This is a genomic window from Ornithinimicrobium tianjinense (assembly GCF_014636495.1).
GTDB lineage: Bacteria > Actinomycetota > Actinomycetes > Actinomycetales > Dermatophilaceae > Ornithinicoccus > Ornithinicoccus tianjinensis.
On sequence record NZ_BMEM01000001.1, the window covers coordinates 583,009 to 605,342 of the forward strand.

The 22,334-nt window shown below is 72.7% G+C and carries 17 protein-coding genes; 8 read left to right on the plus strand and 9 right to left on the minus strand.

The genetic code is table 11. The features are described from left to right. Nucleotides 1-4: 4 nt before the first annotated feature. A complete protein-coding gene (locus IEV65_RS02785; RefSeq protein ID WP_188428071.1) occupies nucleotides 5-1,669 on the plus strand; it encodes a thiamine pyrophosphate-binding protein in 1,665 nt (554 codons plus the stop codon). A 130-nt stretch (nucleotides 1,670-1,799) separates the two neighbouring features. Then, the gene (locus IEV65_RS02790) at nucleotides 1,800-3,011 is read left to right on the plus strand and encodes an MFS transporter (RefSeq protein ID WP_188428072.1); all 1,212 of its coding nucleotides are present in this window, start codon (nucleotides 1,800-1,802) and stop codon (nucleotides 3,009-3,011) included. On the opposite strand, the gene IEV65_RS02795 is transcribed toward IEV65_RS02790, so the two are convergent. Further along, a complete protein-coding gene (locus tag IEV65_RS02795) occupies nucleotides 2,995-4,887 on the minus strand; it encodes an FAD-dependent monooxygenase (protein WP_188428073.1) in 1,893 nt (630 codons plus the stop codon). The genes IEV65_RS02790 and IEV65_RS02795 overlap by 17 nt on opposite strands. A gap of 70 nt (nucleotides 4,888-4,957) precedes the next feature. Next, entirely contained in the window at nucleotides 4,958-5,584 is a 627-nt protein-coding gene (locus IEV65_RS02800) for a DUF4230 domain-containing protein (RefSeq protein WP_188428074.1), read from the minus strand. A gap of 204 nt (nucleotides 5,585-5,788) precedes the next feature. On the opposite strand from IEV65_RS02800, the gene IEV65_RS02805 reads away from it, so the two are divergent. Both IEV65_RS02805 and IEV65_RS02810 read left to right on the plus strand, forming a co-directional pair. After that, nucleotides 5,789-7,132, plus strand: a complete 1,344-nt coding sequence (locus IEV65_RS02805) for an HNH endonuclease signature motif containing protein (protein WP_188428075.1) — start codon at nucleotides 5,789-5,791, stop codon at nucleotides 7,130-7,132. A gap of 222 nt (nucleotides 7,133-7,354) precedes the next feature. Next, entirely contained in the window at nucleotides 7,355-7,777 is a 423-nt protein-coding gene (locus tag IEV65_RS02810; protein WP_188428076.1) for a hypothetical protein, read from the plus strand. A 60-nt stretch (nucleotides 7,778-7,837) separates the two neighbouring features. On the opposite strand, the gene IEV65_RS02815 is transcribed toward IEV65_RS02810, so the two are convergent. From IEV65_RS02815 to IEV65_RS02845, 7 genes are all read right to left on the minus strand, one after another. Beyond that, nucleotides 7,838-9,331 (minus strand): DHA2 family efflux MFS transporter permease subunit, encoded by a 1,494-nt coding sequence (locus IEV65_RS02815; RefSeq protein WP_268235322.1) that lies wholly within the window; start codon nucleotides 9,329-9,331, stop codon nucleotides 7,838-7,840. A gap of 62 nt (nucleotides 9,332-9,393) precedes the next feature. Next, nucleotides 9,394-10,815 carry an L-lactate permease gene (locus tag IEV65_RS02820; RefSeq protein ID WP_188428077.1) on the minus strand — a complete coding sequence of 474 codons (1,422 nt, stop codon included), beginning with the start codon at nucleotides 10,813-10,815 and terminating at the stop codon, nucleotides 9,394-9,396. A gap of 39 nt (nucleotides 10,816-10,854) precedes the next feature. Then, nucleotides 10,855-12,195 (minus strand): TRAP transporter large permease, encoded by a 1,341-nt coding sequence (locus IEV65_RS02825; RefSeq protein WP_188428078.1) that lies wholly within the window; start codon nucleotides 12,193-12,195, stop codon nucleotides 10,855-10,857. Then, complete coding sequence (locus tag IEV65_RS02830) at nucleotides 12,192-12,821, minus strand: TRAP transporter small permease subunit (RefSeq protein WP_188428079.1); 630 nt, start codon at nucleotides 12,819-12,821, stop codon at nucleotides 12,192-12,194. Before IEV65_RS02830 ends, IEV65_RS02825 begins: the two co-directional genes overlap by 4 nt. Further along, nucleotides 12,818-13,918, minus strand: a complete 1,101-nt coding sequence (gene dctP / locus IEV65_RS02835; protein WP_188428080.1) for a TRAP transporter substrate-binding protein DctP — start codon at nucleotides 13,916-13,918, stop codon at nucleotides 12,818-12,820. Before dctP ends, IEV65_RS02830 begins: the two co-directional genes overlap by 4 nt. 52 nt (nucleotides 13,919-13,970) lie before the next feature. Beyond that, nucleotides 13,971-15,485 (minus strand): carboxyl transferase domain-containing protein, encoded by a 1,515-nt coding sequence (locus IEV65_RS02840; RefSeq protein WP_188428081.1) that lies wholly within the window; start codon nucleotides 15,483-15,485, stop codon nucleotides 13,971-13,973. Then, the gene (locus tag IEV65_RS02845; protein ID WP_188428082.1) at nucleotides 15,466-16,695 is read right to left on the minus strand and encodes a CaiB/BaiF CoA transferase family protein; all 1,230 of its coding nucleotides are present in this window, start codon (nucleotides 16,693-16,695) and stop codon (nucleotides 15,466-15,468) included. Before IEV65_RS02845 ends, IEV65_RS02840 begins: the two co-directional genes overlap by 20 nt. A 72-nt stretch (nucleotides 16,696-16,767) precedes the next feature. Here IEV65_RS02845 and IEV65_RS02850 point away from each other — a divergent pair, with 72 nt between their 5' ends. The 4 genes from IEV65_RS02850 to IEV65_RS02865 all read left to right on the plus strand — a co-directional run bounded on the left by IEV65_RS02850 (nucleotide 16,768) and on the right by IEV65_RS02865 (nucleotide 22,330). Next, complete coding sequence (locus tag IEV65_RS02850) at nucleotides 16,768-17,499, plus strand: FadR/GntR family transcriptional regulator (RefSeq protein ID WP_188428083.1); 732 nt, start codon at nucleotides 16,768-16,770, stop codon at nucleotides 17,497-17,499. Then, nucleotides 17,496-18,197, plus strand: a complete 702-nt coding sequence (locus IEV65_RS02855; RefSeq protein WP_188428084.1) for a maleylpyruvate isomerase family mycothiol-dependent enzyme — start codon at nucleotides 17,496-17,498, stop codon at nucleotides 18,195-18,197. The genes IEV65_RS02850 and IEV65_RS02855 overlap by 4 nt, the downstream gene beginning before the upstream one ends. A 101-nt stretch (nucleotides 18,198-18,298) precedes the next feature. Next, nucleotides 18,299-19,465 carry a mandelate racemase/muconate lactonizing enzyme family protein gene (locus IEV65_RS02860; protein ID WP_188428085.1) on the plus strand — a complete coding sequence of 389 codons (1,167 nt, stop codon included), beginning with the start codon at nucleotides 18,299-18,301 and terminating at the stop codon, nucleotides 19,463-19,465. Between the two features lie 21 nt (nucleotides 19,466-19,486). Then, nucleotides 19,487-22,330, plus strand: a complete 2,844-nt coding sequence (locus tag IEV65_RS02865; protein WP_188428086.1) for an FAD-binding and (Fe-S)-binding domain-containing protein — start codon at nucleotides 19,487-19,489, stop codon at nucleotides 22,328-22,330. The last annotated feature ends 4 nt before the right edge of the window (nucleotides 22,331-22,334 follow it).

A 22,334-nucleotide genomic window follows, 5' to 3' on the forward strand; every position in this document is an offset into this window, starting at 1 on the left:
CCGCATGACTGCACACGCGGGCTCCGGCTCCACTGTCGCCGAGGTCGTCGGGAAGGTGCTCTACCGCCTCGGGCTGAGGCAGGTCTTCGGCGTCGTGGGCAGCGGCAACTACGTGGTCACGACCACGCTGGTCCGGGCGGGCGCCAGGTATGTCGCGGCCCGGCACGAGTCCGGGGCCGGCATGATGGCCGACGCGTTCGCCCGGGTCACGGGCGAGGTGACGGTCCTGAGCCTGCACCAGGGCTGCGGCCTCACCAACGCGCTCACCTCGATCACGGAGGCGTCCAAGTCCGGCACGCCCATGCTCGTCCTCACCGGTGAGACACCGCCGACGGCACGGACGAGCAACTTCTGGATCGACCAGGAGGCCACGCTCGCGGGGCTCGGGGTGGAGGTCGAGAGAGTGCACTCCGCGGCGACGGCCGTCCTCGACACCGTGCGCGCCTACCGCAAGGCCCGTGACGGACGGCAGACCGTGGTGCTCAACCTGCCGCTGGACGTCCAGGAGGAGCTGCTCGAACTCGCCGACGACGCGCCGCTTCCGCTGGGCTACGAGGTGAAGGGTGCTGGGGAGAACGAATCGGGGGCCGCGCTGGTGGCCGAGCTGCTCAGGACGGCCAGACGCCCGGTCATCGTCGGGGGCCGCGGGGCGCTCGACGCCAGGAGCGAGCTGGCCCAGCTCGCCGAGGCGTCCGGAGCGCTGCTGACCACCTCCGCGGTGGCCCGGGGGTTGTTCGAGGGTGACCCCTGGTACCTCGACGTCATGGGCGGGTTCGCGACGCCGTTAGCGGCCGAGCTCATCGGCGACGCCGACGTCCTCGTCGCCTTCGGGGCCAGTCTCAACCGGTGGACCAGCCGGTCCGGGCGGCTGCTGGCGGACGCGACCGTCGTCGTCGTCGACGCCGACCCGGAGGCGATCGGCTTCCACCACGCGCCGGACCACGCCGTGGTCGGTGACGCGGCCGCCGTCGCCGCACAGGCCGCGGCGATCCTGGACCGACGGTCGGACGCGGGGTACCGGACCCCGGAGGTGCGCGCGCGGATCGGGGCGGAGGGCCGCTGGCGCCAGGTGCCCTACGAGGACACCGGCACGGAGGAGCTGATCGACCCGCGCACCCTCTCCGTGGCGCTGGACGACATCCTCCCCGCGGAGCGGGTGGTGGTGCCCGACGGCGGAAACTTCAACGGCTACCCCTCGATGTTCCTCACGGTGCCCGATGCGCGCGGCTTCGTCCTACCGCTGGCCTTCCAGTCGATCGGGCTGTCGCTGGGCGCGGCGATCGGCGCGGCGCTGGCGCTGCCCGACCGGGTGGCTGTGGCCGGCGTCGGGGACGGCGGGCTGATGATGAGCCTCACCGAGCTCGACACCGCGGTGCGCCTGCGGCTGCCCCTCGTGGTGCTCGTCTACAACGACGACGCCTACGGTGCCGAGGTGCACCACTTCGAGGACGACCATTACGCCCTGGGGACCGTCGTGTTCCCCCCGACAGACATCGCGGCGATCGCCCGCGGCTTCGGCTGCGAGGCCGTCACGGTGCGGTCGACCGCGGACCTGGAGGGCGTGCGGGACTGGGTCGACGGCCCTAGGGACCGTCCGCTGGTGATCGACGCCAAGATCACTTCGTTCCCGTCCTGGGTCCTCGCGCACACCTTCGAGGGGGAGAAGTAGAGCGGATCGTGGGGTCAACCACTCGACGCGTCCGGTCACCCTGGCGGCAACCACTCCACGCGCTCAGTGAGGCTGCGCGCAACCACTCCACGCGCTCGGTGGGGCTGAGCGCAACCACTCCATGCGCTCGGTGAAGCAGGTCGGGCCGGGAGTCTCGGCGCTCTGGGCGCTCGTGGCGGTCGTCCTCGTCGCGCTCAACCTGCGCGGGCCGATCGCGGCGGTCGGCCCGGTCCTCGGCCCCATGACCGCGGACCTGCACCTCACCCCGACGACGGCCGGGCTGCTCACCACCCTGCCCGTGCTGTGCTTCGCCGGGGCTGCGCCGCTCGCGGCGTGGGTCGGCCGGCTGCTCGGCCCGGCACCGGCCATCGGGTGGTCGCTCGCGATCCTCGCGGGGGCCCTGGTGCTGCGACCCGTCGACGGGACGGCCATCCTGCTCGTGGGGACGGTCGTCGCCGGTGTCGCGATGACCTTCGGCAACGTCCTGCTCCCGGTGGTCGTCAAGCGTGACTTCGAGAGTCGCACGACCTCGGTGATGGCCCTCTACACCTCGATGCTGGCGGGCGGTGCGGCGCTCACCGCCGCGACCACCGCGCCACTCGCCGCGTGGCTGGGGTGGCGGGCGGCGCTGGCAGCCGGGGGCGTCCTGGCGGTACTGGCGCTGGGAACCTGGGGCCTCGCCTTCCGCGCCGAGCTGGGCCGCCCCGGGCCGGCAGGCGATGACGCCCAGCGGCCGGGCCGGTCGACGGGGTCCCGCCGCCCCGTCTGGCGACAGTCGACAGCGTGGGCCGTGGCGCTGCTGCTCGGCTTCCAGTCCGCCCTCTACTACGCCCTGACCTCCTGGCTCCCCCTGCTCCTCCAGGAGGAGGCCGGCCTGGGCACCGCCGGGGCGGGCGTGGCGCTGTCGCTGTTCCAGCTGCTCGGCATCCCGGGCTCGCTGCTCGTGCCCCTGCTGGCGCGTCGCCGGCCCACCCAGTCCTGGCTGGCGCTGCTCCTGGCCGGCGGCTGGGGCGTCATGCTCGCGGGTCTGCTGGCGGCACCGCAGGTCTGGCTGCTGTGGTGCGCGGTCGGCGGCGTGGCACAGGGGGTCGGGATCGCGCTGGCCTTCAGCCTGGTCGTGCTGCGGTCGGTGGACACGAGCACCGCCCGCAGTCTGTCCGCCATGGGCCAGATGGTCGGGTATGCCGTGGGCGCCGGCGGTCCGGTCCTCCTCGGGGCCCTCCGCGCCGGCACCGGCGGCTGGACCTGGCCCCTGCTGTTCCTGGGCGCGGCGGCCGTGGCCCTCGCGGCCACCGGGGTGGTCGCAGGGCGGGACCGACCGGTGGTCAGCGCTGCGGGATGAGGAGGCCGGCGAAGAAGTCGTCCAGGGCGGCATACGCGTCGAGGGGGAGCACCTGGGCGACGTACTGGTCCGGACGCACGACGACCAGCGCTCCCCGGCCGCGGTCGATCCCACGCAGGTCGAAGATGTCCCGGCCGTGCCCGGGCTCGGGGGTGAAGACCTTCTCGTGGTCGAGCAGGCCGAACCGCCCCTTGCGCGGCCGCAGGAACTCGTGCATCTGGACCCAGTCGAGCTCGGCGCCGGACTGCTGGACCACGGCCCGCACGTCGAGCACCGCGTCCTGGTCCCAGCCGGCGGGGGTGAACCGCCGGACCGGGCTGTCGTCGTCGGCCAGCACGTCCATGAGCGCGCGCAGCCTCGATCCGCTCTCGCGCGGGTCGACCGCGTCGGCGAAGGCGTAGAGGCGCCAGCGGGCGTCCGCACGGTGCACGTGACCCAGCTGCAGGGGACGGGCGTCGGCCAGGCGCACCACGGGGGCCGAGTGGAAACGGCGGCCCGGCGGGAAGCCGGTGGCGAGCCCGAGGTGGGTGTCGTCCCCGGTGAGGAGCGACGGGGAGTAGTGCGTCGCCATACCGGCGGTGAACTCGCCGTTGACGATGAACTGCCGCTGCACCTCGGCGAACGCCGCGCGGACGACGTCGGGGTCGTCCGAGTCGACACGGCCGGCTCCGCCGATCGCGGCCGACCAGCGCTGGTCCATCGCGATGAGGTCTTGGGCGATGACCCGACGCTCGGCGGAGTAGGTGTCCAGCAGGGTCTCGGGGCTGCGTCCCTGCAGCACCTGGACCAGCTTCCATCCCAGGTTGAAGGTGTCCTGCATGGAGACGTTCATGCCCTGCCCCGCCTTGGCGGTGTGGGTGTGGCAGGCGTCGCCCGCGATGAACACGCGGGGCCGGCGGGTGCCGACCTGCTCCGGTGACACGTCGTCGAACTTGTCGGTGACCCGGTGACCGACCCGGTAGACCGAGAACCAGGCGACCTCGTGGACGTCGAGGGTGTAGGGGGCGAGGACGTCGCGGGCCCGGGCCAGGACGTCCTCCTCGGTGAGCCGCACCCCGGGCTCGACCTGGCCCATGTCGACGTAGAGCCGGACCAGGTAGCCGCCCTCGCGGGGGATGAGCAGGATGTTGCCGCCGTCCGCGGTCTGGATGGTCGCCTTGAAGCGGATGTCCGGGAAGTCGGTGACGGCGAGCAGATCCATCACGCCCCAGGCCTTGTCGGCGCCGTGGCCCTCGGCGCGGCGGCCGATCGACCCGCGGACCACGCTGTGCGCGCCGTCGCAGCCCACGACATACCGGGCGCGCACCCGGCGCTCGACGCCGTCCTCGGTGCCGCGCAGGGTGACGGTCACGGGCAGAGTGTTCTCGTCCGGAACGTCGACGCCGAGGGCCTCGAGCCCGTAGTCCACGGAAAGCCTGCTGGGGGAGCCCTGCATGTGCTCGAGGAGGAAGTCGAGCAGCCGCGCCTGGTTCATGATCAGGTGGGGGAACTCGGAGAGGCCGTCGCGCACGTCCTGGAGCCGGCCGAATCGCTGCAGCCCTCCGCCCGGCCGGGGACCCCAGAAGCGGGTCTCGTTGACCCAGTAGGCCTCGGCCATCATCCGGTCGGCGAGCCCGAAGGTCTCGAAGGTCTCGACCGTGCGGCAGCTGACGCCGTCCGCGCGCCCGACCTGCAGCGGCCCGTCCGCCTTCTCCACGACCCGCGTCGTGATGTCCGGGAACTCCGAGAGCTGTGCCGCCAGCAGGAGGCCGGCAGGGCCGGTGCCGACGATCAGGACGTCGACCTCCTCGGGCAGCCCAGCCTGCTCGGCCCGCCCCTCCGCAGGCGGGCGGACGTGCGGGTCCCCGGGACGGTAGCCGTTGAGGAAGTACTGCACGGTGGTCTCCTAGAGAGGGACGCGGAGCCTGCCGAGGAGCGCCGCGCGGCCGTGGATCGTCCGGTTCACCCTACGGCAGGCCCGCACCGAAGCTGACCAGCACCTCGGTGAAACCGAGGGAGCCGAACAGGGCGTTGAGCATCTCGACGGTGTTCTCCTCGGCGAGGCGGGTGAGGTCGTCCGTGCCGTTGGCCGCCGTGGTGATCTGCTCGACCGCCCGCAGCTGTGCCTCGCGCTCCACCCCCGATCCCCGGAACCGCTCGACCAGGCCCTGGTCCCGGTCGGCGACGTAGCTGTTCTCCAGGTCGAGCACGGGCGCCTCCACAGTGGGCCTGGGCAGCTCGACGGAAACGCTCGTGCGGTCCTCGGAGAGCGTGACGCTGTCCTCGTCCAGCCCGCCGAAGTCCACGACGGCGTCGACGTCACCCTTGCCGACGTAGAGGACACGCTCACCGCTGATCCAGCCTGGCAGGTAGCGGACGTCCTTCTCAAGATCCACCACGACCTCGTAGTGCGCGGACGCGGCGTGGAACTCCCTGATCCTCGTCAGCGACTGCAGGACGGCAGGGCCCGTGCGGTCGACCTCGGCCTCGCGGAAGGGGTTGAGTGCGGGTCGCCAGGCGGTCAGCGCAAGCACGCCCGCAGCGATCAGCACCGCGGTGACGATCATCGTCAGCACGCGCGTGACATGTCTCATGAGGCGCACAGTAGTCAGGCCTCGATCAGCTGGACGAGGAGAGGACGAGCGCGACGGTCGCTGAGGGATAGACACGACGCGGCCCCATGAGCAGCGCGACCACGATCGCGACCTTCGCGACGCTGTGCCGCTGCCCGGAGTGCGTCTGACCTGCGGTTCTTCGACCGATCAGGGTATGTCGGTGCTGGCCCCTAGGTTGGGTGTATGGGGATGACCGGGATGGGCGGTGCGGTGCTGCGGACTGGCTGGGAGCAGCTGGCCCGGCCCGGCGTGTCGGAGGCGCGGACGACCGGTGAGGTCGTGGGGGAGGGTGTGCGGCGGGCGCGGGATGAGCTGGTGCGGGTCGAGCTGGGGGCTCACCCGGTGGGTCTGCTCCAGGAGGGTGAGCTGGAGGCGGGGCTGGACGGACTGTCGGAGGTGGCGCTGAGCCTGGGGCGGGCGCGGTTGCGGTTGGCGTGCGACGTGGCGGTGCGGGGCCTGTACCTGGGGACGGGGTTCGGACTGGGGGACTGGCTGGCGTTGCGGTGCCCGGACCTGGGGGCCTCGGAGGTGCGGGACCTGGCGCGGGTGGCGTTCGCGGTGAAGGACCCGGCGTACGAGCCGCTGGTCGATGCTGCGGTGCGTGGGGTGTTCTCGATCGCCCGGGCGGCGGCGTTCCACCGGGCGCTGGTGCGGATCCGGGGCGCGGTGGGGGTCGAGGAGTTCGCGCGGGCGGTGGCGCTGCTGGTCGCGGCCGGGGCGCAGCCGGTCTTCGACGAGCGGGACATCGCCCGGATCGTCGCGGCGCTGCTGCGGGCGTGCCTTCCGGAGAAGAAGCACGATGAGCGGGCGAAGGCCAAGCATGCGCTGCGGGACGTGCACGAGTCGAACCTGGCCGACGGGACGGTGAAGCGGATCATCATGACCTTCGGCGACGACGCCGACTACGAGGCTGTCCGCGCCGTCCTGCTGTCGCCGCTGGCGGCGCCGGCCAGCCGGGAGACCCAGGAGGCGACGGGCGTGGTGGACACGCGGACGCCGGGGAACCGGCGCTATGACGCGTTGATGACGGTGCTGCGTCGTGGGGTGGCCGGGTCCGCGGGGCAGCCGACCACGCCCAAGGCCACGCTGATCGTCACGATGGACCTGCAGACGCTGCGTCGCGAGACGGCCGCCGCGCACGCCGAGGGTTCGCCCGGCGCCGGGCAGACCGTGGAGGGGACGACGGTCTGCGCGGCGACGGTGCGCCAGCTGGCGTGCGAGGCGGACGTGATCCCGCTGGTCCTGGGTGGGCCGAGCGAGGTCGTGGACCAGGGTCGACGACGAAGGTTGGTGACGCCGGGCCAACGGCTACGGCTCGCCGCCCGCGACACGGGGTGCACGATTCCCGGGTGCGGGGTGCCCGCGACCTGGTGCGACGCTCACCACGTCATCCCCTGGGCCCAGGGCGGACGTTCGGACCTGTCCAACTACGCCCTGCTCTGCCCCAGGCACCACACCTGGGTCCACGAGCACGGCCACACCGCCAGGGTGACCCCGCTCGGGGTGGTCTGGCTCCTGCGACCATGACCACGCCCCGCACCCGGACCGACGTCCGGGGCGGACGCTTGCCCGGGAAGCGGGCCCAGGGTTCCTGACACCGCAGTCACCGACTCTGCTCTGTCTACGACGGGGCGTAGGAAAAGGTGCGTGAGGTGCACCACAGCTGCGGATCGGGCGCGGCGTTCAGGAGTAGCGTCGGAGGCGAGGCCGCAGGGGTCTCGCCCATCCGCGGAACAAGGGAGTTCTGTGATGACTCGACAGATCAGGAAGATGGCAGCCGTGCTCGGGGCGGCGATGATGGCGACGATCGGCGTGGCGGGTCCGGCCACCTCGGCGCCCGACACCCGGTTGCCCAACGCGCAGCTCTGGGCCGACGGACAGCTGGTGGCGGACGCCACCGAGTGGGTGGTGATGCCGAAGGCCGGCACCCTCTGGATCACTGAAGGCGACTGGGCAGGTCACTACGTGATCATCGACTCGGTTCACATCTTCTTCCCGGGCCAGTACCTCGAGGAGCCCCCGCTCGTCATCGACGCGGACCCGACGCGCTTCTTCGGCAGGAAGACCGGCCTCGAGCCGATCGACGTGGTCGTGCTGTCCCGGTTCGGCACGGCGGAGGACCCGATGATGAGCGTCGTCGGGCCGATCACGATCGCGAAGGTGTCCGGCTGAGGATCGCCACGGTGCCCGGCTGAGCGAGCGACCGGGTGCCCGACGCGGCCGGCCTGCCGGTCAGCGGCGGGCCATGTGCCGGGGTCGCTCGAAGAACAAGGCCAGAACGGCACCGATCAGGATGACGGCCGCCGGCACCAGCAGCGACTCCGACAGCGCACGCGACATCCCGTCCGCCACGGCGGACGGGAGCGCCGCGCCGCCGCCTGACATCCCGTCGGCGGCCGGTGCGCCCGACCCGCCGAGGTGAGCGACGATGCGCGCCTCCATCAGCACGGCGATCGCGGCGCTGCCCAGCACCGCGCCCATCTGCCGGGTCGCGTTGTAGACCCCGGCGCCGGCGCCGGCCCGGTCCATCGCCAGGTTGCGGGTCGCCGTCGTGGAGAGCGGGCCCCAGATGAACGGGCTCACCACGCCGAGCAGCACGGAGACCGCCGCGGGCTGCCACAGCGGCGCCTCCGGCGTCATCGTGCGGCTGAGCAGCCAGACGGCGAGCGACATCAGCGCCATCCCGGTGCCGACCAGCACCCGTGGATGGACCCGGTCGGTCAGCCGCCCAGCGAGGGGCGCCAGCGCGAAGGACATCACCGACGACGGGGCCAGCAGCAGCGCGGCCATCGTCGGCGAGAGGCCCCGGACGGTCTGCGCCCAGATGTAGAAGGGAAAGATCATCGCGGTCACGGTGAAGGCCATCGCCGTGATGGAGCCGTTGGCCAGCGAGAAGTTGCGGTCGGCAAAGAGGGACAGCGGCACCAGCGGCTCGCCGCGCTGGCGTCCCTGCCACCAGACGAACACCACCAGCATCAGCACGCCGACCGCCAGCATCAGCGGCACGCTCACCGGCCCCCAGATCTGACCCCACGCGAAGGTCTGAGCCTCCTGCAGCGCGAACACCGTGCAGAACAGGCCGACGGCGCTCAGGCCCACGCCGAGCAGGTCGAAGCTGTGGCTGTGAGTCTCCAGGCGCGGGACCAGCCGCGCTGCCAGGACGAACCCGACGATCCCGATCGGCACGTTGACGAAGAAGATCCACTCCCAGCCCAGCGTGTCCACCAGCAGGCCGCCCGCGAGCGGACCGACCAGCGTGGCCACCCCCGCCGTCGCACCCCACAGCGCCATCGCCCGCCCCCGCCGCTCGGCCGGGAAGGTGCGGGTGATGACGGCCATCGTCTGCGGCGTCATCATCGACGCGCCCACGCCCTGCACGGCCCGGGCGGCGACGAGCCCCCCGATGCCCTGACCGAGCTCCCCGGAGAGCCCGCACCACAGCGAGGCGAGCGTGAAGACCGTCAGGCCGGTCAGGTAGACCCTGCGGGGACCGACGCGGTCGCCGAGCCGGCCGGTGATCAGGAGCGGCACGGCATACCCGAGGAGGTAGGCGGAGGTCACCCACAGCACCTGGTTGACCCCCGCGCCGAAGGCCGCCATCAGCGCCGGCGTCGCGACCGAGACGATCGTGGAGTCGACCAGGATCATGAAGAACCCGATCACCAGCGCCCAGAGGGCGGGCCAGGGGTTGGTCGGGAGCGTCTGGCTCGGTGCGGTGACAGCCACGTCCGTCGAGTGTATGGAGTGTCCGCGCCGGTCGCGCGTCGGCGCGGGTGGCCGGGACGGCCTCACAGCAGGAGCAGGTTCCACAGCCCGAGGGCCACGACGAGGACCGCGCAGACGATCAGGACCTCCCGGGTCACCCGCGGCAGCGTCGGGTGGTCCTGCGGCGCCAGACCCGCCGACGCAGCTCCCAGGGCGAGCAGCACGCGGGCCGGGTTGGCCATGGTGAGGGCCGCGGCGGCGGCGTTCTGCACGCCGACGAAGGCCAGCGCCGAGACGCCGACGCCCTCGGCGACGGCCGCCTGGGCCGCCGCGAACATCGAGTTGGCCGCGGCGCTCGACCCGGTGATGAAGCCGCCGAAGGCGCCCACCGCGGGGCCGGCGACGAGGGCGAGGCCGTCGGTCGCCTGGATCGCCCGGCCGAGCGGGGTCGTCAGGCCGCCGACGACCATGAGCACGCCGAGCCCGAGGAAGGCCGCGGTGGGCAGGGCGGTCTGGCGCCACAGGTGCAGCACCTCGCGCAGCAGCGGGCCGAGCGAGTCCGGGGACAGCCGCAGCCAGCGCACCGCGACCAGGCAGGTGAGGACCAGCCACAGTGCCGGCGAGGAGACGGCCGTGGACGGGCCCGACAGGTCCAGGACCCGCACCGTCGCGGTGCTGGCCAGGATGCCGCCCAGCAGCACGGCATACGGGACGAGCGCACGGGACACCGGGCCCGGCAGGGTGACCCGGGTGCCGAGCACGCGCCGCCAGGCCAGGTGCGCGGCGATCGCCGTCAGGCCGCCCAGCGCGCCGGAGGGCGCCATGGCGACGAGGAGGCTGGACAGGAGGATGCCCGAGGCGAGCACCAGCCCGGACAGGACCCCAGCCGCGAGAGCGCCGGGCCGCCGGCCGCCGGGCACCATGAGCACCGCCGCGACACCCACGCCGACGGTGACCACGGTGTTGGGCCAGGCGGTCGCGACGCCCATGGCGTCCGGGGTGGTGCCCACCAGCCGCGCCGCGATGATCGTCCCCGGTCCCAGCGCACCCCAGGGGACCGCGCACAGGCCGAGCAGCCCGAGCACGGCCGCACGGTGCGGGGCGAAGCCGGCGGCGACCAGCAGCGGCACCCCGACCAGCACGCCGACCCCGAAGCCGGTCACCGACTCCGCGAACGGCGTGACCCCGTGGACGACGAGGAGCGCCGTCGCCACGGGCCCGCCGGTGAGCCGGCCGAGCCAGCCGGCGAGCACGCCCTGGGCCCCGGACCCGGCCATGATGCGGGACAGCGCGATGCCGCCGCCGATGATGACCAGCACCTCGACCGCGGTCGGCAGCCAGGAGACCACCCCGGGCAGCAGCTGGTCGCGACCGTCGGTGAAGACGGTCGCGACCAGGACCAGCACCATGAGCACGCCCGTGAGGGCCGCGTGGAGCGCCCGCACCCGCAGCGCCAGGAGCACGCTGACGGCGACGAGCGGAAGGGCGGCCCACACCGCGAGCATGAGGCGCTCCTGCCGAGGGTCGGGGATCCGGACGGGTGCTCAGTACAGCATCTGCGGGACGAACAGGATGATGTCCGGGAAGAAGGAGAACAGCACGATCGCCAGGGCCAGCACGCCCACGTAGGGGAGCGAGCCGATGAGGATCTCCTTCAGCGGCACGTGCGGCACGATGCCCTTGAGCACGTAGAGGTTCAGGCCCACCGGCGGGGTGATCAGACCCATCTCCATGTTGATCGTCATGATGATGCCGAACCAGATCGGGTCGAAGCCGAGGCTGAGGATGAGCGGCAGCAGGATCGGGGTGGTCATGACGATGATCGACACGGGCGGCAGGAAGAAGCCCATGACGAGCAGGATCAGGTTGATGAGCAGGAGCACGACCCACTTGTTGAGGTCGGCGTCCGACACCGCAGCGGCCAGGTCCTGGGGCACCCGCAGGTAGCTCAGCACCGTCGCGATCACCGCCGAGAACGCCGTGATCATCAGGATCATCGTGCTCTGGTTGGTCGACTCGAGCAGCACGTCGAGCAGCTGCCGGCCGGTGAGGCCCCGGTAGATCAGCGCCACCAGGACGAAGACCAGGATGACGCCGATCGCGGCGGCCTCGCTGGGGGTGGCGATGCCCCGGTAGAGCACGATGAGGATCATCGTGATCAGCAGCGCGAACGGCAGCGTCTTGGCCAGGCTGCCGAAGCGGTCGGCCCAGGTGTAGCGCCGCTGCTCCACCGCCGGTGCGGTCCGCCCGCCGAGCGCGTCCGCGCGTCGCGCCGACCGGTCCTCGAGCGTCTGGGCGATGTAGACCCAGATGCAGAACATGATCGCGATGATGATCCCGGGCACGACGCCGGCCGCGAAGAGCTGACCGATCGACTGCTCCGCCGCGATCCCGTAGAGGATCAGCGTCACGCTCGGCGGGATGAGGATGCCCAGCGTGCCGCCGGCCGCGATCGCGCCGGTGGCGATCCGCGCCGAGTAGCCACGCGCAGCCATCTCCGGCACCGCCACGCGCCCGATCGCCGCGGCCGTCGCCGGGCTCGACCCGGTCAGGGCCGCGAACAGCGTCGAGGCGGCCACCGAGCTCATGGCCAGGCCGCCGCGGATCCGCGACAGCCACGCCTCGCCGGCCTCGAAGAGCTGCTTGCTCGCCTGCGACCCGCCGAAGAGGTTGCCCATGAGGACGAAGAGCGGGATCGCGAGCAGCCCGAAGTCGTTGAGCGAGTCGAAGACCATCTTGCCGAAGAGGTCGAACTGGCTCGGGCCGAGGAAGAGCATGACCGAGGCGAGCGCGGTGATCGCGAGGGCGAACGCGATCGGCATACCGGTCATGAAGAGGGCCATCGCGATGAGCCCGATGATGCCGCCCTGGGCCAGCGAGCTCATGCGGTGGTCCTCCGTTCGTCGTCGGTGTCGTTGAGCTCGGCCTGCACCTGGGCCAGCTCGCTGGTGCTGGTCATGAGCGCGACCTCCGAGATCGGGATGCGCCCCGCGAGGCCGAGGATGCCCTCGACGATCATCGCGAGGTACTGCAGCGCGACGAGCAGCATCCCCAGCGGCAGGATGGCGTAGGCGATCCACAGCGGGAAGCGGAACGCCGTGGGCGAGCGGTGGTCGAAGAGGTAGGCCTCGTGCCAGTTCTGGTAGGAGGTCCACATCACGACGAGCACCACGGCCAGGCAGGCGAGCGCCGTGACGATCCGCACGGTCAGCTGCGGACGTGTCGGCACCTTGTCGATGAGCAGGTCGACGCCGACGTGGGCGTGGTGCCGCAGCCCGTAGGCCGCCCCGACGAAGGTGACGAACATCAGCAGGTAGATGGTGGTCTCGGTCTGCCAGATCGTCGGCTGGCGCAGGAAGTAACGGACGACCACCGCGTGCGTGGTGACCAGCGTGGCCACGACCAGCGCGACCGCCGACAGGTAGCCGGTGGCCTCCGAGATCCAGCCCACCGCCCGGACGACGAGCGGTGAGCGTCGTCCGGGGGTGGAGGACGTGGGTGGGTGGCTCATCGGCCCTCGCGCACCTTCTTGGCGAGGTCGAGCAGCTCCTGACCGCCCTCGACCTGCTCCGCGTAGGCGTTCCACTGCTCCTCGGCCAGCGGCATCCACTTCTCGAAGTCCTCGTCGCTCATCGTGACGACCTCGACGCCGGCGTCCTGGAAGATCTTCTCGACGCGGGTGTCGTCCTCGCGGGAGGCCTCGTAGGCGTAGTCCTGCAGGTCCTCGCCCACCTGGACCAGCGCCTCCTGCTGCTCGGCGCACAGCTTGTCGAAGGACTTCGTGGAGATGATCAGCGGCTCGTACATGAACCAGAAGGTGTGCGTCGTGGGGGAGGTGTACGAGTCGACCTGCTCCTGCAGGTTGTAGGACGCGAACGACCCCGTCGAGGTCACGGCGGCGTCGAGCACGCCCGTCTGCATCGCGGTGTAGATCTCCGAGCTCGGCAGCGAGGAGATGCCGGCGCCGGCCGCCTCGAGCATCTTCTCGACGTAGACGCCTGCGGCGCGCATCGTCATACCGCCCTTGATGTCGTCCGGGGTCAGCACCGGGTGGCCCTTGACGCCGATGGCGCCGGCGTTCCAGACGTTGGTCAGCAGGACGGCGCCGTTCTCCCGCATGTTCTCCTCGACCGCGGCACCGATCTCGCCCTCGTCCCACGCCTTGGCGTCGTCGTGGTCCTGGACCAGGCCGGGCATGAGGGTGATGGACCACTGGGGCACCCGCCCGGAGGCGTAGTCCAGCGGGAAGACTGACATGTCGATGGAGCCGTTCATCATCGCGTCGTACTGCTCGGTGGCCTTGGCGAGCGTGCTGTTGGGGTAAACCGTCACGGTCACCTGACCGTCGGTGGCCTTGTCGACCTCCTCGGCGAAGCGCTGGGCGATGATCGAGCGGAAGTCGCCGTCCTCGCCGGCCGGCTCGGGCCACTGGTGGGACAGGCGCAGCTCGACGTCGGAGCACTCGGCCGCTGCGGCGGGAGCCGAGCTGCCGCCGGCGCCGTCCTCGCCGGCCGAGTTGCCGGACCCGGGGGCCGAGCAGGCGCTCGCGCCGAGCGCCACGGCCAGGGTCAGCGGGAGGAGCGTGGTGGTGATGCGGCGGGTATTCATCTCAGGGATTCCTTTGCGGGGGAGGGGGAGGGAGGTGTGGTGTCGGTGGTGGTCAGGCGAGCCGTCGGTAACGCTCGTGCCGTCGGGCCAGGCGCTCCTGCGGCTCCAGGTCCTGCAGCTCGCGCAGGTGGTGCGTGATGCTCGCGGCGACCCGGCGGCAGAACGCCTCCGGCTCGGCGCTGGCGTCGGGGTGCTCGGCGACGATCTCGTCGACGGCCCCCAGCCGGAGGAGGTCGACCGCGCGGATCCGGTGCGCCTCGGCCATCTGCGGTGCGCGGTCGCCGGTGCGGTGGACGATCGCGCTGGCGCCCTCGGGAGGCAGCGGGGCGATCCAGCCGTGCTGCGCGCAGACGGTGCGGTCCGCAGGCATGAGGGCGAGAGCGCCGCCACCGGTGCCCTCGCCGAGGATTACGGAGACGACCGGCACCCGGACCGTGGTCAGCGCCGCGAGGCAGCGGGCGATCTCGCCGGCCATCCCGCCGTTCTCGGCCTCGGTGGACAGGTCGGCGCCGGGCGTGTCGATGACCGTGAGCAGGGGCAGCCCCAGCTCCTCGGCCAGCTGGAAGCCGCGCTGCGCGACGCGCAGCGCCCCTGGTCCGAGGTATGCCGTGCGCTGGGCCTTGCGGTCCTGCCCGACCAGCACGCACGAGAAGCCGGGGAACCGGGCGAAGCCGAAGATCACGGTGAGGTCGGACTCGCCGGAGCCGGTGCCCCTGAGCGGGACGAAGCGCTCGGCGGCCACGGCGAGCAGCTCGCGCAGACCCGGTCGGTCCTCGCGACGCGTAGCCTGGACCGACGTCCAGGCCGGGAGGGCCTCCAGGGCATCGAGGGTGACGGGGGCCGCGGGCGAGGGGGAGGGCTCGACGGCGACGACCTGCGCCGGGGCCGGCGGCTCGGCCGGGCCGAGGATCGCCTCCAGCGCACCGACCGCGACCTCCCGCAGCCCGTGAAGCGGGACGACGCCGTCGATGACGCCGCGTCGCGAGAGGTTCTCGGCGACCTGGACACCCTCGGGGAAGGGCTCACCGTGGATCACCTCGCGCACCCGCGGGCCGAGGAAGCCGATGAGGGCCTCGGGCTCGGCCACGGTGAGGTGACCCAGGGAGCCCCACGAGGCCAGCACGCCCCCGGTCGTGGGGTCGCGCAGGTAGACCAGGTAGGGCAGCCCCGCGCGGCGGTGGGCGGCGACCGCCTGCCCGATCTTGACCATCTGGAGGAAGGCCGGGGTCCCTTCCTGCATCCGCGTGCCTCCGGAGGAGGGCGAGGCCAGCAGCGGCAACCCCTCGGCGGTCGCCCGCTCGAAGGCGCGGGTGAGGCGCTCGCAGGCGGCGCTGCCCATCGAGCCCGCGAGGAAGGAGAACTCGCCGGCGGCGACGGCGACCCGGCGCCCGGCCAGCAGGCCCTCGCCCGTCAGGACCGCCTCGTCGACACCGCTGCGGTCCGCCGCCCGGGTGAGGGAGGCGGCATACTCCGGTCCGAGGTCGGGCTCGACCGGCGGCTCGTCCCAGGAGACGAAGCTGCCGGGGTCGAGGACCGCGTGCAGGACCTCACGCGCCGGCGTGCGCATCGTCCTCGGTCAGCCAGGAGCGCACGGACTCGCCGTGCTGGTCGAGCAGGGGCGGGCTCTGGTGGTCCCGCAGCGTGGTCTCGGTGCCGTCGGGCTCGAAGAAGCGCAGCGGGGGGCCCGGCAGGCTGATGCTGCCCAGCGTGGGGTGGTCGACGTCGACGAGCAGGCCCTGGGACCGGGTCTGGTCCCAGCCGTAGACCTCGTCCAGGTGGCGGACCCGGCCCGAGGGGACACCGGCGTGCGCGAGCCGGTCGAGCACGGTCTGCCCGTCCAGGTCGGCGAAGGTGTCCTCCAGCAGGGCGATGACGTGCGGGCGGTGGGCGACCCGGCAGGCGTTGGTCTCCAGCCCCTGCGTGTCCGGGTCGAGGTCGAACTCCGCGCAGAGCCGGCGCCACAGGCTCTCGTTGCCGCAGGCGATCTGGACCGCGCCGTCGCGGCAGTGGAAGAGGCCGTAGGGGGAGATCGAGGGGTGGTGGTTGCCCTGGGCCAGCGGGACCTCGCCCGCCACCGTCCAGCGGGTGCCCTGGAACGCGTGGACACCGACGATGGAGGCGAGCAGCGAGGTGCGCACGACCTGCCCGCGGCCGGTGCGCTCGCGCTCGAGCAGGGCTGCGAGCACACCGTAGGCGCCGTACATCCCCGAGAGGACGTCACCGATCGGGACCCCCACGCGCTGCGGGTCCTCGGGGCCCGAGCCGGTCAGCGACATCAGGCCGGCCTCGCCCTGGGCGATCTGGTCGTAGCCGGGGCGCCCGCCCTCGGGGCCGTCGTGGCCGAAGCCCGAGATGGACAGCACGACCAGGCGCGGGTTGAGCTCGGCCAGGTGCTCGGGCGGGAAGCCGAGCCGGTCGAGCGTCCCGGGCCGGAAGTTCTCCATGAGGACGTCGGCCCGACGCAGCAGGGCGGTGAGCACGGCGCGGCCGTCCTCGGACTTGAGGTCGAGGGCGATCGACTCCTTGTTGCGGTTGCAGGACAGGAAGTAGGTCGCGACGTCCTCGCCGTCCGAGCCCTCCACGAACGGCGGGCCCCACACGCGGGTCTCGTCGCCGGAGCCGGGCGCCTCCACCTTGATGACGCGCGCTCCCAGGTCGCCCATCATCATCGCCGCGTGCGGGCCGGCGAGAGCCCTGGTGAGGTCCACGACGACGGTCCCGGTCAGGGGGCCGCGGGACCGCGACGGGAGCTGGTCTTCCTGCTGCGCGTGTGTCACAGATCACTCTCTCGGTTGGCGTAGTGGCCTAGCCTCTAGGCAACCTGTCCGCTTGTCAATAGGATCGGGCGCATGACCTCACCGCCGTCGCGACCGGCCGCGCCCGCCCGTCTGCAGCGTTCCCGGCTCTACGAGCAGATCGTCGAGGAGCTGGTCGCCCACATGCGGACGCACGGCCTGGGCCCCGGCGACCGCCTGCCGCCGGAGCGTGAGCTGGCCCAGGCGCTGGGGGTGAGTCGGGCCTCCGTGGCGCAGGCCCTCGTCGCGCTGGAGGTCGTCGGCGTGATCCAGGTCAGGCACGGGGAGGGCGCGATCGTGCGGCGCCCGGTCGACCCGGGGGCGGCCCTCGTGGACGCGGTCCGCGTGCACCAGGACGCGTTGCCGGACATCATCGACGCCCGCTCCGCGCTCGAGGCCAAGCTGGCCTACCTCGCGGCCGAGCGCCGGACCGAGGACGACATGCAGGCCATCGACGATGCGCTCGCCCTCATGGAGCGCCAGGTGGCCGCGGGCGAGCGGGGCCTGGAGGGGGACCGCGCCTTCCACGAGGCGGTCACCCGGGCGGGGCACTCTGCGGTCCTCGCCCGGTTGATGACCGAGATCGGCGAGCTCATCCTCGAGACGCGCATCGAGTCCCTGTCCCAGCCCGGGCGGCCGCAGGAGTCGCTCGCCAAGCACCGTGCGATCGCGGAGGCCATCCGGCAGGGTCGTCCCGCCGACGCGGCGCTCGCGATGACCGACCACATCGACCTGGTCTCGGACGTCGCCCTGCTGCGCGAGAGGCGCGAGGAGGACGACCGATGACCAACCGCGCGGCCCAGAACCTGGCGGACCTCGACCGTGAGACCGACCGCCTGCTCGCGACCTGCCGGGTGCTGACGGAGGCCGACCGAGGCAGCGCCACGCTCTGCCAGGGCTGGGACGTGGCTCACCTGCTGACGCACGTCGCCCGCAACGCGGACTCCCTGAGCAACCTGCTGCTCTGGGCGACGGACGGGGTGGAGCGCCAGGCCTACGTCTCGGCCGAGCAGCGGGACGCGGACATCGAGTCGGGCGCCCGGCGCCCGCTCGCGGTCATCGTCGCGGACGTCAAGGCGTCCGCGGCTCGCTTCCGCGAGCTGGCCGAGGCCATGACCGGCGACGCGGGTCTCGCCGAGGTGGTGACGCGGACGGGCACCGTGGTCAAGGGGCACCAGGTCATCGCCATGCGCATCCTCGAGGTGGTCTTCCACCACGTCGACCTGCGCACCGGCTGCGACTTCGACGACGCCGACCCTGACTGGACGCACCGCACGCTCCGTCGTGGCGCCGCTCAGTGGGAGAGGGCCGGTGACGCGCCCGCCCTGACGCTGAGGCCCGAGGGGATGGACCCCGTGCTGCTGGGGGGCGGCGGTCCTGACGTGGTCGGAACGGTCGGGCAGCTGCTCCTGTGGCTCGCCCGGGGCGAGGTGCGGGGGCTCTCCTCGGACGCGCCGCTCCCGGTGCCACCCCCGTGGGCCTGACCTTTCCAGTTCGGAGGTATGGAGATGCAGTCCCCTGACACGTCCGGGAGCGTCGCCGACGCGGTGCTCGCCCACCTCGCCGACGAGAGGCGGCCCACGACATGAGGATCGTCGAGGTGCGTGAGCGCACCTTCCCCATCGCCAGTCAGATCCGCAACGCCTTCATCGACTTCTCGCAGATGACGCTGAGCCTGGCCGCCGTCGTGACCGACGAGGTCCGCGACGGCCGGCCCGTGGTCGGCTTCGGCTTCAACTCCAACGGCCGCTACGGGCAGGGCTCGCTCATGCGCGAGCGCTTCGTGCCGCGGCTCACCGGCGCCGACCCCGAGTCCTTGCTCGACGACACCGGGCTGATCGATCCGCACCGCGCCTGGGACGTGATGATGTCCAACGAGAAGCCGGGCGGGCACGGCGAGCGCTCCGTGGCCGTCGGTGTCCTCGACATGGCTCTCTGGGACGCCCGCGCCAAGCTGGAGGAGCGTCCGCTCTACGACCTCCTCGCCGAGCGCCATGGCGACGGCTCCGCCGACCGAAGGGTCTGGGTCTACGCCGCGGGCGGCTACTACCACCCCGGCAAGGGGGACCAGGGTCTGAAGGACGAGCTGCAGAGCTACCTCGACCGCGGTTACACCACGGTCAAGATGAAGATCGGCGGTGCCACGCTCGCCGAGGACCGCCGGCGCATCGAGGCCGCGCTGTCGATCCTCGGCCCGGGCCAGAGCCTCATGGTCGACGCCAACGGGCGCTTCGACGCGGAGGAGGCCACGGCATACCTCAGAGCCCTGGAGGAGTACGACCTCCACTGGTACGAGGAGGCGACCGACCCCCTGGACTACGAGGGCACCCGCGCGGTGGCCGAGGCGCGCACGCGGGTGCCGCTGGCGACGGGCGAGAACCTCTTCTCCCACCAGGACGCCCGCAACCTTGCGCTCTACGGCGGGCTGGACCCGGAGCGCGACTACCTGCAGTTCGACTGTGCGCTCAGCTACGGCCTCGTGGAGTATCTCCGCACGCTCGAGGCGCTGCGGCCGCTGGGCTGGGCGCCGAGCCGGTTCGTCCCGCACGGTGGGCACCAGATGTCGCTCAACATCGCCGCGGGTCTGGGGCTGGGCGGCAACGAGTCCTACCCGGACCTCTTCCAGCCCTTCGGCGGCTTCCCCGACGGCGTGCGCGTCGAGGACGGCTGCATCACGATGCCCGAGCTGCCAGGCATCGGCTTCGAGGGCAAGTCCGACCTCGCGGAGGTCTGTGCGTCCCTGCTGGAGTGACGGGGTGACTATCGTGCGGATATGACGGGCAGGATCGAGGGTCAGCGTGCGGAGGTGACCGGGCACGGCGCCCGCGCCGTGGTCACCGAGCTCGAGCGCGAGCTGGGCGCCGACCGGGTCTCCACGCGTGCGCTGGACCGGCACGCGCTGGCCCACGACGCGTCCCACTACCTCCTCGTCCCCGCCGTCGTCGCGCGGCCGGAGGACGCGGACCAGGTGGCTGCGGTGATGCGGGCGTGCGACCGCGCGGGCACGCCGCTGACCTTCCGGGCCGGCGGCACGAGCCTGTCCGGGCAGGCCGTCACGGACGGCGTCCTCGTCGACGTCCGCCGGCACTTCCGCGGGATGGAGGTCCTCGACGACGGCGCCCGGGTGCGCGTGCAGCCGGGCACCACCGTCGCCGCGGTCAACGCCCGCCTGCGACCCCTCGGGCGGCGGCTCGGGCCCGACCCGGCCAGCGAGTTCGCCTGCACCGTCGGCGGCGTGGTCGCCAACAACTCCTCCGGTATGCAGTGCGGCACCGAGCTCAACACCTACGCCACCCTCGAGTCGCTCGTCGCGGTGCTCCCCACCGGCGTCGTCCTGGACTCCGGGCTCGCGGACGCCGACGAGCGGCTGCGGCACGACGCCCCGGAGCTGCACGCCGGGCTCCTGCGCCTGCGGGACCGGGTGCGCGGCGACGCCGGGTCGGTGCGCACCGTCCGTCGGCTCTTCGCGCTGAAGAACACGATGGGCTACGGCGTCAACGCCTTCCTCGACTTCGACGACCCCGCCCAGATCCTGGCTCACCTGATGATCGGGAGCGAGGGCACCCTGGGCTTCATCGCCTCGGCCACCTTCCGGACCGTGCCGGTGCGCAGCCAGGTCGCGACGGGTCTGCTCCTCTTCGACGACGTCGTCCGCGCCACCTCCGCGGTGCCCCGGATCGTCGAGGCGGGCACGGCGACGGCCGAGCTCCTCGACGCCGCCTCCCTGCGGGTGTCGGCCCTCGACCCGCTCGCCCCCGCCGCGATCCGTGACCTCGACGTGGTGGACCACGCGGCACTGCTCGTGGAGTGGCAGGACGACGACGCCGAGCAGCTGACCGGCACGGTGGCGCAGGTCCGCCGTTCCCTGGCCGACCTGCCCGTCAGCTCGCCGTGGACCCTGACCCAGGACCCCGGCGAGCGGGCCGCCCTGTGGCGGGCCCGCAAGGCGCTCTACAGCGCGGTCGCCGGAGCCCGCCCGCAGGGCACCAACGCCCTGCTCGAGGACGTCGTGGTCGCGGTGGACCGCCTGGGGGAGACCATCCTGGAGCTCACGCGGCTCTTCGAGGGCCACGCCTACGAGGACTCGGTGATCTTCGGGCACGCCAGGGACGGCAACGTCCACTTCATGCTCAACGAGGAGTTCGACGACCCGGCCAGGCTCGACCGCTACCAGGCCTTCACCGAGGACATGGTGCAGCTCGTCCTGGCGGCGGGCGGGTCGCTCAAGGCCGAGCACGGCACGGGCCGGATCATGGCGCCGTTCGTCCGGCGCCAGTACGGCGACGAGCTCTACGAGGTCATGTGGGAGCTCAAGCGGCTCGTCGACCCCCGCGGTCTGCTCAACCCCGGCGCGGTCCTCTCCGACGAGCCCACGTCATACCTCGCCCACCTCAAGACCGCCCCGCGCGTCGAGGAGGAGGTCGACCGGTGCGTCGAGTGCGGCTTCTGCGAGCCGGTCTGCCCCTCGCGCGACCTGACGACGACACCCCGGCAGCGGATCGTGCTGCGCCGTGAGCTCGCGGCCGCGCGGCAGCGGGGTGACGAGGCCCTCGCGGCCGAGCTGGCCGAGCAGTACGAGTACGACGGCACCGACACCTGTGCCGTGGACGGCATGTGCCTCACGGCGTGCCCGGTGCGGATCAACACCGGTGACCTGACCCGGCGGCTGCGGGCCGAGGCTTCGGGGCCCGTCGGCGAGGCCGCCTGGCGCACGGCGGCCACGGTGTGGGGCGCCGGCACCACCGTCGCGAGCGCCGCGCTGACCGCCTCGCGCCTGGCGCCCCGCGTCCCCGAGGCGCTGACCGCGCTCGCGCGGAGGGCGGCGGACCACGATGCGGTCCCGGCCTACGACCGTCGACTGCCGCGCGGCGGTCGCCGTCGGACGGCGGACCGCGCGGATGACGCCGTCGCGGTGCATTTCGCACCGTGCGTCGGCACGATGTTCGGGCCGGAGCGCGCGACCGGCGGCGTGGGTCCCGAGCAGGCGCTGCGCACCCTAGCCGCGCGCGCCGGTATGCCGCTGCGCACCCCTGAGGGTCTGGCCGGGCTCTGCTGCGGCACGCCCTGGAAGTCGAAGGGACGGACCTCCGGGTATGCCGCGATGGCGGCCCGGGTGCTCCCCGCGCTCTGGGCGGCGACCGAGGAGGGGCGCCTGCCGGTGGTGTGCGAGGCGGCGTCCTGCGCCGAGGGTCTGGTCCAGATGGTCGGGCGCGACCCCGCCTACGCGGGTCTGCGGGTCGTCGACGCCACGGCCTGGGCGGCCGAGCACCTCCTCGACCGGCTGCCGGTGACCGACCCCGTCGGCTCGGTGGTGGTGCACCCGACCTGCTCCAGCACCCACCTCGGCACGACGGACGCTCTCGTCGCGGTCGCCCGGCACGTGGGCGGCGACGTCTCGGTCCCGGTGGACTGGGGCTGCTGCGGCTTCGCTGGTGACCGCGGGATGCTGCACCCCGAGCTCACCGCCGCCGCCACCGCTCCCGAGGCGACGGAGGTGGGGGCGAAGGCCTACGACGCCTACGTCTCCAACAACCGCACCTGCGAGATCGGCATGACGCGGGCCACGGGTCAGCCCTACCAGCACGTCCTCGAGCTGCTGGAGCGGGCGACCCGCTGAACGG

Excerpts from the sequence above, each read along its gene's own strand:
- IEV65_RS02865 (WP_188428086.1), top strand. The coding sequence starts at position 19,487 with ATGACGGGCAGGATCGAGGGTCAGCGTGCGGAGGTGACCGGGCACGGC.
- IEV65_RS02840 (WP_188428081.1), bottom strand. The coding sequence starts at position 15,485 with ATGCGCACGCCGGCGCGTGAGGTCCTGCACGCGGTCCTCGACCCCGGC.
- IEV65_RS02820 (WP_188428077.1), bottom strand. The coding sequence starts at position 10,815 with ATGCTCGCGGTGTGGGCCGCCCTTCCGCTCGTCGCCGTCAGCGTGCTC.
- dctP (WP_188428080.1), bottom strand. The coding sequence starts at position 13,918 with ATGAATACCCGCCGCATCACCACCACGCTCCTCCCGCTGACCCTGGCC.
- IEV65_RS02825 (WP_188428078.1), bottom strand. The coding sequence starts at position 12,195 with ATGAGCTCGCTGGCCCAGGGCGGCATCATCGGGCTCATCGCGATGGCC.
- IEV65_RS02810 (WP_188428076.1), top strand. The coding sequence starts at position 7,355 with ATGACTCGACAGATCAGGAAGATGGCAGCCGTGCTCGGGGCGGCGATG.
- IEV65_RS02850 (WP_188428083.1), top strand. The coding sequence starts at position 16,768 with ATGACCTCACCGCCGTCGCGACCGGCCGCGCCCGCCCGTCTGCAGCGT.
- IEV65_RS02855 (WP_188428084.1), top strand. The coding sequence starts at position 17,496 with ATGACCAACCGCGCGGCCCAGAACCTGGCGGACCTCGACCGTGAGACC.
- IEV65_RS02805 (WP_188428075.1), top strand. The coding sequence starts at position 5,789 with ATGGGGATGACCGGGATGGGCGGTGCGGTGCTGCGGACTGGCTGGGAG.
- IEV65_RS02785 (WP_188428071.1), top strand. The coding sequence starts at position 5 with ATGACTGCACACGCGGGCTCCGGCTCCACTGTCGCCGAGGTCGTCGGG.
- IEV65_RS02800 (WP_188428074.1), bottom strand. The coding sequence starts at position 5,584 with ATGAGACATGTCACGCGCGTGCTGACGATGATCGTCACCGCGGTGCTG.
- IEV65_RS02860 (WP_188428085.1), top strand. The coding sequence starts at position 18,299 with ATGAGGATCGTCGAGGTGCGTGAGCGCACCTTCCCCATCGCCAGTCAG.
- IEV65_RS02830 (WP_188428079.1), bottom strand. The coding sequence starts at position 12,821 with ATGAGCCACCCACCCACGTCCTCCACCCCCGGACGACGCTCACCGCTC.